Source organism: Nocardiopsis sp. M1B1 (genome assembly GCF_052466615.1).
Genome location: NZ_CP196194.1, coordinates 1,345,721 through 1,358,583, shown reverse-complemented (window position 1 = coordinate 1,358,583; position 12,863 = coordinate 1,345,721). Strand labels below are relative to the sequence as shown.

The 12,863-nt window shown below is 73.3% G+C and carries 12 protein-coding genes; 7 read left to right on the top strand and 5 right to left on the bottom strand.

All coding sequences use genetic code 11. The features are described from left to right. Positions 1-307: 307 nt before the first annotated feature. On the top strand, positions 308-1,015 hold the full coding sequence (locus tag ACSTA4_RS06105) for a biliverdin-producing heme oxygenase (RefSeq protein ID WP_444962712.1): 708 nt from the start codon (positions 308-310) through the stop codon (positions 1,013-1,015). An 18-nt stretch (positions 1,016-1,033) separates the two neighbouring features. On the opposite strand, the gene ACSTA4_RS06100 is transcribed toward ACSTA4_RS06105, so the two are convergent. Beyond that, positions 1,034-1,537 carry a CGNR zinc finger domain-containing protein gene (locus ACSTA4_RS06100; RefSeq protein WP_444962711.1) on the bottom strand — a complete coding sequence of 168 codons (504 nt, stop codon included), beginning with the start codon at positions 1,535-1,537 and terminating at the stop codon, positions 1,034-1,036. A gap of 107 nt (positions 1,538-1,644) precedes the next feature. On the opposite strand from ACSTA4_RS06100, the gene ACSTA4_RS06095 reads away from it, so the two are divergent. From ACSTA4_RS06095 to ACSTA4_RS06085, 3 genes are all read left to right on the top strand, one after another. After that, positions 1,645-2,526, top strand: a complete 882-nt coding sequence (locus tag ACSTA4_RS06095; RefSeq protein ID WP_444962710.1) for an alpha/beta fold hydrolase — start codon at positions 1,645-1,647, stop codon at positions 2,524-2,526. A gap of 145 nt (positions 2,527-2,671) precedes the next feature. Beyond that, a complete protein-coding gene (locus tag ACSTA4_RS06090) occupies positions 2,672-3,331 on the top strand; it encodes a TetR/AcrR family transcriptional regulator (protein WP_444962709.1) in 660 nt (219 codons plus the stop codon). Between the two features lie 152 nt (positions 3,332-3,483). Then, the gene (locus ACSTA4_RS06085) at positions 3,484-3,747 is read left to right on the top strand and encodes a hypothetical protein (protein ID WP_444962708.1); all 264 of its coding nucleotides are present in this window, start codon (positions 3,484-3,486) and stop codon (positions 3,745-3,747) included. Here the strand turns inward: ACSTA4_RS06085 and ACSTA4_RS06080 are convergent. Continuing rightward, positions 3,728-4,744 carry a 3'-5' exonuclease gene (locus ACSTA4_RS06080; protein ID WP_444962707.1) on the bottom strand — a complete coding sequence of 339 codons (1,017 nt, stop codon included), beginning with the start codon at positions 4,742-4,744 and terminating at the stop codon, positions 3,728-3,730. The genes ACSTA4_RS06085 and ACSTA4_RS06080 overlap by 20 nt on opposite strands. Positions 4,745-5,047: 303 nt before the next feature. Between ACSTA4_RS06080 and ACSTA4_RS06075 the strand changes: the two genes are divergently transcribed. Next, entirely contained in the window at positions 5,048-6,010 is a 963-nt protein-coding gene (locus tag ACSTA4_RS06075) for an asparaginase (RefSeq protein ID WP_444962706.1), read from the top strand. 43 nt (positions 6,011-6,053) lie between these two features. Further along, on the top strand, positions 6,054-7,325 hold the full coding sequence (locus ACSTA4_RS06070; RefSeq protein ID WP_444962705.1) for an NAD(P)/FAD-dependent oxidoreductase: 1,272 nt from the start codon (positions 6,054-6,056) through the stop codon (positions 7,323-7,325). On the opposite strand, the gene ACSTA4_RS06065 is transcribed toward ACSTA4_RS06070, so the two are convergent. Continuing rightward, a complete protein-coding gene (locus ACSTA4_RS06065) occupies positions 7,309-7,500 on the bottom strand; it encodes a ferredoxin (protein ID WP_248769976.1) in 192 nt (63 codons plus the stop codon). The genes ACSTA4_RS06070 and ACSTA4_RS06065 overlap by 17 nt on opposite strands. A gap of 1,662 nt (positions 7,501-9,162) precedes the next feature. On the opposite strand from ACSTA4_RS06065, the gene ACSTA4_RS06060 reads away from it, so the two are divergent. Continuing rightward, complete coding sequence (locus ACSTA4_RS06060) at positions 9,163-10,467, top strand: DUF4153 domain-containing protein (protein WP_444962704.1); 1,305 nt, start codon at positions 9,163-9,165, stop codon at positions 10,465-10,467. 184 nt (positions 10,468-10,651) lie between these two features. Here ACSTA4_RS06060 and pip read toward each other — a convergent pair whose 3' ends face one another. Both pip and ACSTA4_RS06050 read right to left on the bottom strand, forming a co-directional pair. Beyond that, positions 10,652-11,608 carry a prolyl aminopeptidase gene (gene pip, locus ACSTA4_RS06055; RefSeq protein WP_444962703.1) on the bottom strand — a complete coding sequence of 319 codons (957 nt, stop codon included), beginning with the start codon at positions 11,606-11,608 and terminating at the stop codon, positions 10,652-10,654. 168 nt (positions 11,609-11,776) lie between these two features. Next, on the bottom strand, positions 11,777-12,658 hold the full coding sequence (locus ACSTA4_RS06050) for a DUF4429 domain-containing protein (RefSeq protein ID WP_444962702.1): 882 nt from the start codon (positions 12,656-12,658) through the stop codon (positions 11,777-11,779). Positions 12,659-12,863 lie beyond the last annotated feature (205 nt).

The window sequence follows — 12,863 nt, the reverse complement described above, 5'->3', positions numbered from 1 at the left end:
GACGGAACGGGCATATGCCCATGCACGAGCACATGCAGGGTGTGACGGGGGACACGCGCTGGATTTCTTCGAGCGTACCCGAGACCTCTCCGGAGAGGTCGGCGCCCCTGCGGGGGCTCGCCCGCAAGCGGAGAGGCGGCCTCCGGGACGGAGCCCTGGGCGGCGGAACCGGCGGAGGAGAGGGGTGCGGCGACCACCGACGCGGCGACAGATTTTCATGACAGGGTGTCATATCCCCCTTGACAGCGGCCTCCGTCTAAATGACATGATGTCATAAACGTGCCGGACGGAAGGCGGAAGAACACCGATGAGCGCAACGGCCGAGGTTCCCGCGACGACCGCCCCCGACACCCCCGGGACGTTCTCCGAACGCCTGCGCGCGGCGACCTGGAGCGACCACCAGGCCGCCGAGGACCACGGGTTCACCCGGGCCCTCATGGACGGCACGCTCCCCCTGGGCGGGTACACCGGCATGGTGGCCCAGCACTACTTCGCCTACGTCGCGCTGGAGGAGACCGGCCGGCGCCTGGCGGACGACCCGGTCGCCGGAAGGTTCCACTACCCGGAGCTGGAGCGGGTCCCCGCGCTGGTCCGCGACCTGGAGCACCTGCTCGGCGCCGACTGGCGCAGCAGGATCTCCCCCACCCCGGCCACCCGCACCTACGCGGCGCGCATCGAGCAGATGGCCGACCGCCCGGAGGGGTTCGTCGCGCACCACTACACCCGCTACATGGGCGACGTGTCCGGCGGGCAGTTCATCCGCCGCGCGGCCGCCAGTACCTACGGCCTGACCGACGCGGCCGGTGTCTCCTTCTACGTCTTCGACGCGCTGGGCAGCCTGCCCCGCTTCCGCACCGGGTACCGGGAGCGGCTCGACTCCCTGGACCTGGGCGAGGCCGCGGCCGCCCGCCTGGTGGCCGAGACCCGGCTGGCCTACCAGCTCAACACCGAGGTGTTCGCCGACCTGGGCCGGATGTACGCACCGGGGACCGGAGCGGACGCCGACGCCGCCTGAGCCCCGGCCGCGCGCCCGTCAGGCCTCCGGGGCCCGGCGGGCGCGCTCCTGGTGGCGGCGGGCCTTCAGGCGGTTGCCGCAGGTCCTCATCGAGCACCAGCGGGCGGTGTTGGCGCGGCTGCGGTCGAGGAGGAAGAGGCGGCACTCGTCGTTGCCGCAGGGACGCAGCCGCCCGGGCCTGCGCTCCTGGACGTCGTACCAGGCGAGCACCAGTTCCACCGCGAGCATCCGCTCGGGCGGCGCCTGGAGGGGCCACCGCAGGTCCGACCCGTCGACGTCGGGGACCCGGGAGACCCCGTCGAGCATCCGCCGCATCCGCGCCTCGGGCACGGGGCCGCGCGTGGCGGCCTGGAGCGCGTCCCTCGCCGCCCGCAGCCAGCCGATCGCCGACGCGTCGTCGGAGCCGCCGTGCTCGCGCGCCCACCGCCGCGGCACGGCGTCATCGGCCCACAGGTCCCGCTGCCGTCCGTCCACCACCGGAGTGCTGTTCAGCGCTTCGAGCAGCGCTTCCTCGTCGATCATGTCGGCCCGCCTCCCGGACTAACCCTCTTCATCGACTTGACAGGTTACCCCGCATCCGCTCCACTGGGGGCAGCGATAACCATCAAAATTGCTCTGGAGGGTTAGTCATGACGGAGATCCGCCACCAGTACGCCACCGTGCGCGGACACCGCGTCTTCTACCGGGAGGCGGGGCCCCGCGACGCGCCCGCCCTGGTGCTCCTGCACGGGTTCCCCACCAGCTCGCGCATGTTCCGCCGACTGATCCCGCGGCTGGCCGACCGGTTCCGCGTCATCGCCCCCGACCACCTCGGCTTCGGCCGCTCCGACGCCCCGCCCGCCGACGCGTTCGCGTACACGTTCGACGCGCTCACCGACGTCACGGAGGCGCTCCTGGCCGGACTCGGCGTCACCAGGTACGCCGTGTACGTGCAGGACTACGGCGCGCCCATCGGTTGGCGGCTCGCGCTGCGCGACCCGGACGCGGTCACCGCGGTGGTCACCCAGAACGGCAACGCCTACGAGGACGGCTTCGTCCCCGAGTTCTGGGCGCCCGTGTGGGCCTACGCGAAGGACCCGGGGCCCGCGACGGAACCGGCGGTCCGCGGAGCCCTCGGCCTCGACGCGATCCGCTGGCAGTACCTGCACGGGGTGGACCGCCCCGAACTGGTCGACCCCGACACCTGGACGGCCGACCACCGCGACGTCAGCCGCCCCGGCAACGACCTCGTCCAGCTCGCCCTCTTCCGCGACTACGCCACCAACCCGCCCCTCTACCCGCGGGTGCACGCCTACTTCCGGGAGAGCCGCGTCCCGCTCCTGGCCGTGTGGGGGGCGGAGGACCGCATCTTCGGCCCCGACGGCGCGCGGGCCTTCGCCCGCGACCTGCCGGACGCCGAGATCCGCCTGGTCCCCGGAGGCGGCCACTTCCTCCTGGAGAGCCACCTGGACGGCACCGCCGACCACGTCCGGGACTTCCTGGCCCGTACGCTGACGGCGCCCCGGGGATGACGCCCGCGCGGGCGGAGCCGGTGGCCCGCGGGTGCCGGCTGAGCGCGCCCGGGCCCGCTCCGCCCCCCGGACACCCCGTCGCCACCGTCGCGCACGGTCACCGGACACCACCCCGGCCCGTCCCCGGGCGTGACACCATAGGAGGATGCCCAAGATCACGGCGCCGACCATCGCCGCCCACCGTGCCCGCACACGGGATCGCATCATGGACGCCGTCGACGAGCTGATCCGGACCCAGGGGATCGACCGCATCTCCATGACCGACGTGGCCAACTCCGCGGGGATCACCCGTACCGCCCTGTACAACTACTTCCCCGACAAGCCCGCGCTGCTCCTGGCCTTCACCGAGCAGGTCAACAGCGCGTTCGTGGAGCGGTACCGGCGCGAACTCCCCTCGGGCGTCTCGGCGGCGCGGCGGCTCTCGGCGTTCGTCCGCCTCCAGTTGGAGGGCATCATGGCGCATCCGCACCCGCCCGCCGCCGAGCTCGGGGCCAGTCTCGGCCCGGACGCCTACCAGGCGCTCGCCGCCCACGTGGCGCCCATGCAGCGCCTGCTGACCGAGATCCTGGAGGAGGGCACCGCCGCGGACGAGTTCGACCCCCTGCCCGCCGAGCCCGTCTCCCGGCTGGCCCTGTCGATGGTCGGCTCCCAGCGCCTGCCCCTCGTCAGCGGGGAGATCGACCTCGACGAGACCCACGCCCTGGTCACACGGTTCGTGCTCCGCGCCCTCGGCGTGGCGACCGAAACCGTGGACACCGTTCTTCCGCAAACGGCCGCGAGGAACACTCGGAGTGGCGACTCGTGAACACGTAGTCATAAGGGCTGGCCCATAACCTGCGCCACAACGTTGGCGAGGCGATATCAAGTCGCAACGGTACGGCGACATCGGCCAGAATCGGTGGCCCGCCCGCCCCTCGGGCGGTCGCCCCTTCGACCGAGTGTGAGGCCCTCTCCGACGTGTCCCTCGTACTGATCCTCCTCGGCGCCGTCCTGGTGGCGGTCGCCATGTTCAACAAGGTCCCCAGCTACGTCCCCGGCCGGATCCCGGCGCCCCGCCCCGACCGCGGCGGCTCCGTGGCCGCCGCGCGGAGCCCGGAGATGGTGCGCCCCCGCGTGAGACTGGTGTCGGCCCGGCTCACCGAACCGGGCAAGGCGCTGCTCACCACCCTCGGCGGAAGCGCGCTGATCGTGGCGTTCTTCCTCACGCTCTCCGGTCTGTGAACCCCGGCCGGTCCCCGAACGCGGACCGGCCGATCCGGCCGAGCAGCCGCGCCGGGGAGCCGTCGCCGCGTCCGGCCGGATGACCGGGGTCGCGCGTGTTCCCGCCGGCCATGCGCAGCAGCAGGCCGCCCGCGGCGGTGGCAGCGAGCCCGCCCGTCACCGCGGCGGCCGCGGCCAGCCGCTCGCGGAAACGGGTGTCGCGGTGCGCGGCCATCTCCGCGATGGCGCGGTCCGTGGCACCGAAGGCCCCGCCGCACAGCAGCGGGTCGAGCTCGTGGGGCCGCCACCGCGCCCGCCAGGGGCTCAGCGGAGGCAGCCCGCCGGGCACCGACGCCGTACGCGGCTTCCAGCGGACGGGCCCCGCCGCGCCGCCCGGGCCGGGGACCGGGTCCGGCACCGCGAGCCGCTTGGGCGCGGGACCGCCGTAGCGCAGTTCGCCGGGGGCGTTGGCGAGCATCTCCGCCAGCAGCTTGGCGCAGGCACGGGCGTCGCCCAGCGCGGTGTGCTGTCCGGTCGGCCAGTCGCCGCTGAGCCGGTGGGAGGCCTTGGGCAGCGAGTACCGCTCCAGCTCCACCTGTGAGCGCAGCGCGCGCAGCGTGCACAGCCCGGCCTGGCCCGTGGGCAGCCCGGCGGGCACCAGCTCCGAGGCGAGGAAGCGCTGTTCGAAGTCGAGGTTGTGGCCGACCACGACCGCCCCGGAGAGCAGTTCGGTGAGTCTGGGCACCACCTGGGCCGCGGTCGGGGCGCCCACGGTGTCGCCCTCGCCGATGCCGTGGAACTCCCGGCCGCCCACCGGCCCGCGCGGGTCGACCAGGGTGCTGAACTCCTCCACGAACTTGCCGTCGCCGCGCACGCGCACCACGGCGATCTCCACGATGCGCGCGCCCTCGCGCGGTTCGAGGCCGGTGGTCTCCATGTCGAGCACCGCGTACTCCAGGTCCGCCGCCCGCATGCCGACCCTGCGCCGGGTCAGCGCGCCCATCCGCAGCGTTCCCATCGTGTGCCCCACTCCTTCGTCCCTCGTGCCGAACGGCTGTCCCGCCTCACCGCGTACCGGCAACGACCTTACTCCCCGCGTCCGACAGCGGACCCCGTGCACGTGGCGGGGCGTTCCCGGAGGCGGGGCGGCCGACCGCTCCGGCCGGCCCCCGGGCCGCGGGGCTGCTCCGGCCGGACCGGTTCCGCGACCGCGGGGCGACCGGAAGAAAGGGGGGTTATGTAACGTTCTCAGTCGTGTCCACCCACAGGCGGACACTCCACGCGCACCCTGACCCGACCTCAACGGCGAGGAGAAGCCCGCATGCCCCAGAACCCGCTGCCCGAGTACGTCCCCCTGGCGGAGGTCGTCCGGTCCGGAATGCTGGAGAGCGTCCACTACGGCGCGGTCGTCGGACTGGCCGCGGACGGCCGGATCGCCTACGCGCGCGGCCCCGTGCACCAGCCCATGTTCCCGCGCTCCTCCGCCAAGCCCTTCCAGGCGCTGGCGATGCTGCGGGCGGGCGCGCGCCTGGAGGGGCCCTCGCTGGCCATCGCCGCGGGCAGCCACTCCGGTGAGGAGGCGCACACCGCCGAGACCGAGCGCATCCTGGCCGCGGCCGGGCTCACCGTCGACGCCCTGGGCTGCCCCCCGGCCGCCCCCGGCGGCAAGGACGCGCGCGCCGCGTTCGTGCGCGCCGGACGCGAGCCCGAGCGCGTGCTGATGAACTGCTCCGGCAAGCACGCTGGCATGCTCGCCGCCTGCGTCGCCCGGGGGTGGAGCACCGGGGACTACCTGGAAGCCGAACACCCCTTCCAGGTCCTGGTCCGCGAGACCATCGAGGAGCTGTGCGAGGAGCCGGTCGCGCACACCGCCGTGGACGGCTGCGGGGCGCCCCAGATGGCGGTCTCCCTGACCGGTCTGGCCCGCGGCCTGTGGCGCATGCGCACCGCCCCCGAGGGCGGACCGGAACGGGCCGTGGTCGAGGCGATGAGCGCCCACCCGCTGTACGTGGCGGGCAGCGACCGGATCGACACCGACCTCATGAGGCGGATGCCCGGCCTGGTGGCCAAGGTCGGCGCCGACGGGGTACTCGTGCTCAGCGCCGCCACCGGCGAGACCGTCGCCGTCAAGATCAGCGACGGGGACGCCGAGGAGCGGGCGCGTACGCTGGTCGCACTCGACGCGCTGCGGACCCTCGGTGTGGACGTCTCCCCCGTCCAGGACCGGTTGCGCGTGGACGTCCTCGGAGGTGGCGCCCCCGTCGGCGAGGTCCGCCCACTCTGACGAACCCCCTCCTCGGGGAACCACCACCGGAAGGGACACCACCGTGCGGGACACCCTCAACGACATCGTCGTCGTCGGCGCGGGGATGGCCGGGCTGCACACGGCCGAGGCGCTGCGCGAACGCGGGTACGAGGGGCGGCTGACGCTCCTGGGCGAGGAGGCGCACCGGCCCTACTCGCGGCCTCCGCTGTCCAAGGAGGTCCTGACCGGGGTGGGCATGGAGCCCGCGGGCGGCGGCCCGGGCTGGCTGGTGGGCCACCGGGCGCTGCGCCTGCGCGAGGACGAGGCCGTAGACGCGCTGGACCTGGACTTCCGTCCGGGCAGCCGGGCCGTGGGGCTGGACACCGCCGCCCGTGAGGTGAGCGTGTCCGGGCCGGGCGGCGCCGCCTCGACGGTGCGCTACGACGGCCTGGTGATCGCCACGGGCGCGCGTGCGCGCCGTCCCGCCACCGACCTGGCGGGCGTGTACGTGCTGCGCACCCTGGACGACGCCGAGGCGGTGCGGTCGGAGTTCGACTCCGGCGGCCGACTGGTGGTGGTCGGGGCCGGTTTCGTCGGCGCCGAGGTGGCGGCCAGCGCCCGCGCGGTGGGCATGGACGTGACCCTGATGGAGGCGGCGCCCACCCCGTTGACCCGGGTCGTGGACCCGAGGATCGGCGAGGTCCTCACGGAGCTGCACCGGGATAACGGCGTCGACGTGCGCCTGGGCGTGAGCGTGGCCGGTTTCGAGGGCCGGGACCGGGTGGAGCGGGTCCGGCTCGCCGACGGCACGGCGGTGGAGGCCTCCCTCGTGGTCGCCGGGATCGGCGTGCACCTGAACACCGAGTGGCTGCGCGGGTCCGGGGTGGAGCTGCTGGCCGACGGCTCGGTGGCGTGCGACGAGTACTCCGCGGCCTCGGTGCCGAACGTGTACGCGGTCGGCGACCTGGCGAACTGGCCGCACCCGCGCTACGGCGGGCGGATCCGCCTGGAGCACTGGACCAACGCGGGCGAGCAGGGCGAGGCCGCGGCGCACAACCTGCTGGCGGGCGACGGCGGGCGCACGCCCTTCACTCCGGTGCCCTACTTCTGGTCCGACCAATACAAGATGAAGGTCCAGCTGCTGGGACAGGGCGCGCCCGCCGATCAGGTCACCTTCGTGCACGGCTCCCCGGAGGACCGAAAGTTCGTGGCCTTCCTCGGCCGGGGCGGAATGCTCACCGGTGTGATGGGGCTGCGCTCCACGCCCAGGACCATGCGCTACCGGGGTCTGCTGGAGAAGCCGACGACGTGGGACGAGGCGCTGGCGGCCGCGGGGGTCACTCCCGCACGGTGATGGCCCTCTTGGGGCACAGGCGTTCGGCCTGGCGGACGCGTTCGTGCGACGCGGCGGCGGGTTCCTCGGTGAGCAGGTAGAGGAAGTCGTCGTCGCGGACCTCGAAGACCTCCGGTGCGGCGGCCATGCACAGGGCGTTGCTCTCGCACTGGTCGTAGTCGACCTCGACTCGCATCGTCGCTGGACTCCTCGCGCGGAAGGGGTGTGGCCCCCGACTCTAGCCCGGACGTGCGTGCTGTACGGGCTCGCGCGGGCTTGTACGGGCGCACCGGCGCATGTCCATAACTTCTCTTTCGTCCATAAAACGGATGTTGTGTGAACCGCCGGTGCGCACACGCTGTCCCACTGCCGACAGCACCGGGCCGTCCGGTGCCGTCGGGAAAGGGGCACACGGGTGAGCGAGGACGAGACCACCGGGAATCCCGGGAGCCGTGGGTCGGCGGCGGAGGCCGCCCCCGTGCCGGAACCGGACAGGACCCCCGTGCGCCCGGGTCCAGCGGGGCAGGCGGAGCGGGAGGGCCGACCAGGACAGGCGGGACCACCGGGGCAGACCGGTCAGTCGGGTCCGCTGGAAGCCTCAGGACAGCCGGGCCTGGCGGGACAGGCGAGGTATCCGATCCCTCCGGGCCAGGCCGGGTATCCGGACCCGACCGTGCGGCCGGGACTCCCGGGACAGGTGGGGCAGGCAAGGCCGCGGAATGCCCACCAGGGACCGCAGCAGTACGGTACGACGTTCGCGCACCTGTCACACACGCAGCAGTACCACCAGGCGTACCAGGACCCGGCCTACCGGTACCGGGAACGGCCCCGGGTGCCCCTGCCCCGGGCGCCCGTGTGGCTGCCGGTCGCCGTGTTCGGCGTCGGTGTGGTGGCCGCGCTGCTGGCCACGTTCGACCGGCCCGGGATCGGCCTGGTCATCACCGGTGTGGTCGCGGGTCTGACCGCTTTCACCGCGCTGGTGGTGCGCCCGGCCATCCCCGCGAGCGGGACGGAGGGCGGGGAGGGGCGAAGCGGGGAACCGGGGGCCGGGAGCACTTCCGGCACCGCTGGGAACACGCAGGCCCCCGTGACAGGGTGTTCGGGTGTCCCCGATCCGGCCGCGCAGGGCAGCCCTGCCACAGACGACGGGCAACCGCGGTCAGAGGACTCCTCCAGCGCCGCGGGTTCGGGTGTGCCCGATCCGGCCGCGCAGGGCAGCCCTGCCACAGACGACGGGCAACCGCGGTCAGAGGACTCCTCCAGCGCCGCGAATTCCGGTGTCCCCGACCCGACCGCGCAGAGCGACCCCGCCGAGGACGACGGGCAACCGCGACCCGAGAACTCCTCCGTAGCCGCAGCGGACGCAGAGCACACCGGGGTCTCCCCTGAGACCGAAAACCCGGCTTCTGGGGCCGCAGAGACCCGTGCGGATTGCGGGGCCGATTCCTCGGCCGGGGCGGAAGGTGCGTCGGAGGTCACGGAGGCCGGTGAATCCGACAGCAGCGGAACACGTACGTCTGGAGGCGAAGAGGCCACCGGTGCCACCAGCATCACCAGTACTGGCGATGCTGGCGAGGCTGGCGAGGCTGGCGAGGCTGGCGAGGCCATCAATACCGCCTCCACCGGTGCTGGCGAAACCGCTACCGCTGAGGCCGCCGGGTCCGCTCCAGGCACCGCACCCTCAACCGGGCCCCTCCCCCACCCCGCAGCCCCACACGCCACTGCCACCGCCCACGCCCCCGCCTCTCCAGCCGCTTCTCCCCCTCACCCCTCTGTTCCTCACTCCACCCCCGTCCCCACCCCTGACCCCGACCCCACACCCGACCGCTACTCCTACACCTGGTCGGCGGTCTACGGAGTGCTCGCCGCCGCCCTGCTGTTCACGGCGGTGTTCCGCGACGCGGGCTGGGTGCTCCTGTGGACCCTGACCGCGTCCTTCCTCTTCGCCTCGATGGCCTTCGCCACGCGCAACCCCGCCTCGCGTCAGGGCGCGGTGGGCGTCGTCACCGGCTCGCTCGCCCTGTTGCGCAACCTGCCCTCCACACCGCGGTTCCTGGCCGCGCCGCTACAGAGCACGCGGTCCCGCCGCCTGGTCGGACCGGTCCTGGTCACCACGGCGGCCACGGTCGGGCTGCTGCTCGTCTTCGGCGTGCTCTTCGCCTTCGCCGACCCGGTGTTCGGCAGCTACCTGGGCCGGGTGTTCACCGACCTGTTCCTGGAGAGCGACTTCAACCCGTTCGGCGATCTGTTCGCCATGGTGACGGCCATGCTGCTCACCGGCTCCGCCGTGCTGGCCGCGTGCCGCCGCCACGCACCGAGGCCAGCTCCCCTCACCGCCCCCGGGAGCCCCTCCCGCGAGCGGACTCCCCTGCCGGTGTGGGTGTGGACGATCCCCCTCGGCGCCCTGGTCCTCCTGTTCACCGCGTTCCTCGCGGTGCAGGCCGTCGCGATGTTCGGCGGCGAGGAGTACGTCCAGCGCGTCGCCGGGGTCACCTACGCCGAGTACGCGCGCCAGGGCTTCTTCCAGCTGGTCGTGGTCAGTCTGCTCGTCCTGTGCGTCATCGCGGTGGTCGTGCGCATCCTGCCCTCCGGCACCAGCCGTGTCCTGCGCAACGCCCTGCTCGGGCTGCTGTGCACGCTCACCCTGGTCATCCTGGCCTCGGCGATGATGCGCCTCCAGCTGTACATCGACGCCTACGGGCTGACCCGGATGCGGGCCAGCGCCGAGGCGTGGATCGTGTGGAGCGCGGGGGTGTTCGGCCTGCTGCTCGCGGCGGGTGCGCTCAACACCCTGGGCCGGCCGGCGGCCTGGCTGCCCCGGGCCACCGCCGCCCTGGCCGGAACGGCCCTGGCCGTGTTCGCCTACGGGAACCCGGACCTGCGGATCGCCGAGAGCCACCAGGACCTGGACCTGTCCACGGTCGACACCTGGTACCTGCGCGACCTGTCCGCCGACGCGATCCCCGGCCTGCTCGAACTGGAGGGCAACGAACGCGACTGCGCCCTGGTGGGGTTCCAGGACCTCGTGGCGGAGGCCGACGACGCCGGGTTCGCCTCGTGGAACCTGTCCCGCCACCGGGGCCTCCAGCGGCTGGACGAACTGGGCCTGTTCGAGATCGGCGGCCAGGCCGGGATGAGCTGCTCCTACGAGCGCGGCTACTAGGGAGGGCGGCGGGCGCACGTTCCCGCCGCCCCACTCCGGCGAACGCCTCGCGCGGCCCCTCCCACGCACGCCCCCGCCGTGTCCGCGCCCCGGCCGGACCGGTCGGGGCACGCGGGGCGGGGGCTCCACACCCGCGTCCCGCCCGCAGACCCGGGGCGGTCCCCCCGCCCCGGGGCCGGACCGCCTACTTCGCGAAGCGGTCGGTCGCCTCGATCAGGAGGTCCAGGATGCCCGGCTCGCTGAACGCGTGCCCGGCGTCGTCCACGATGTGGAAGTCCGCCTCCGGCCAGGCCTTGTGCAGGTCGTAGGCGGTGCGGGCCGGGGTGCACACGTCGTAGCGGCCCTGCACGATCACGCCGGGGATGTGCCGGATCGCCTCCGCACCGTCGATGAGCTGGTTGGGCTCCAGGAACCCGCGGTTGACGAAGTAGTGGTTCTCGATCCGCGCGAAGGCCAGCGCGTAGTCCTCGTCCGCGTGGTGCTCGCGCAGTTCGTGGTTGGGCAGCAGGGTCACCGTGGATCCCTCCCAGACGCTCCACGAGCGCGCGGCGGCCAGGCGCTCCTCCCGGTCGGGCGAGTTCAGGCGGCGCGCGTAGGCGGCGATGAGGTCGTCGCGCTCCTCCTCGGGGATGGGCTCCAGGTAGGACTCCCACAGGTCCGGGAAGAGCTGGGAGGCGCCCTCCTGGTAGAACCAGCGCAGCTCGCTCTCGCGCAGGGTGAAGATGCCGCGCACGACCAGCTCGCTGACGCGGTCGGGGTGGCGCTGGGCGTAGGCCAGCGCCAGGCAGCTGCCCCAGGACCCGCCGAAGACCTGCCAGGACTCCGCGCCGATCATCTCGCGCAGCCGCTCCATGTCCCGCACCAGCGTCCAGGTGGTGTTGGTGGACAGGTCGGTGTCCATCTGGCTGGCGTGCGGGGTGGAGCGGCCGCAGTTGCGCTGGTCGAACAGCAGGATCCGGTACCGCTCCGGGTCGAAGAGCCTGCGGTGGTCGGGCACGCATCCGCCGCCGGGACCGCCGTGCAGGAACACCACGGGCTTGCCCGCGGGGTTGCCGCACAGCTCCCAGTAGACGCGGTGTCCGTCGCCGACGTCGAGCATCCCCGAGTCGTACGGCTCGATGGGCGGGTACAAGGTACGCAAAGCGTGAGGCCTTTCGTGGACGTGTTCGTGGACGTGGTTCCTCCCCGGGGACCCCGGCGGAGTCGGGCGCCGCGGACGGAGGTGTCCGGCGGACGCCTGACGGAGAACGACGAGGAGAGGGTACGGCGTCCCGGGCGTCCACCGGGCGCGAACACACGCGGGACGCCGTCAGAGGCGGTCGAGCAGCTGAGCCTTCTTGGCGCTGAACTCGTCGTCGGTGAGCAGGCCCTCGGCGTGCAGCCGCCCGAGCTCGCGGATCTTGGCGAAGATCGCCTCGCTGCCGTCCTCGTCCGCCGCGCCGAGCGCGGCGCGCTCCTGCCGGGGCTCCTCGGCCGCCGCGACGTGGGCGTTGACGGTGGCGGCCATCAGCAGGGTCTCCTCGCTGCCCTTGGACCCGTGCGAGGCCAGCGTGAAGAAGTCGTGGTCCAGCGCCGTGGCCTCGGGGATGGTCACCCCGCGCAGCACGATGCGCAAGTAGCCCTCGGTGACGTCGACCGGCGGGTGCCAGTGCACGGACTCGATCTCGGAGAGCTGGTAGTCGCGGGCCTTCTCCTTCTGCTTGGCCGTGCTGGCCAGCCAGTTGTCCCACTGGAGGCGCACGCGGGTGCCGTCGAAGGAGGCCGTGCCCTCGGCGGTGCGCACCTGCAGGGGGACGCGGCCCACCAGGCCCAGGGCGACCTCGCGCGGATCGATCTCCCCGGTGCGGGTCTCGCGGGCGAAACGGGCCGAGGAGGCGATCTGCTCGGAGTAGTACTCGGCGAGCAGTTCTCCGTCGTGCGGACCGGTGATCAGCAGCGGGGTGAGCGCGTCCCGGCCGGGGACGCCCAGGAGCGCGTAGGGGTCGGTGTCCTCCACCAGCCGGAGCCGCATCCGCCACCCGTGCTTGCGGGTGCCCCGGTCGAAGTCGACCTCGCGGACGGCGACCAGCGGAACCGAGCAGCTCCCCAGCGACCGGAACAGGGTGGGCACCTTGCGGCCGGAGTCGAAGCGGATACGGATCGTCTCGTCGTCGATCCGCCAAGTTCCGTGGTGTCCGCGAAGTTCCTCCATGTCCACACATCCTAGAGCCAGCGGGACCCACCGCGCGGGGCCGTATACGGCCACCGCCCCCGACGGACGCCCGAACCGCCCCCCGAGGTCAAGGGCACGTCCGGACGACGGTCCCCAAGCGTCACGGCGGCGCATCCCGGGTAGGACCAGCGGGGCACACCCGTTGCACCGCCCCACCCGGGCGGGACCGGCGGACAGTGCGGTC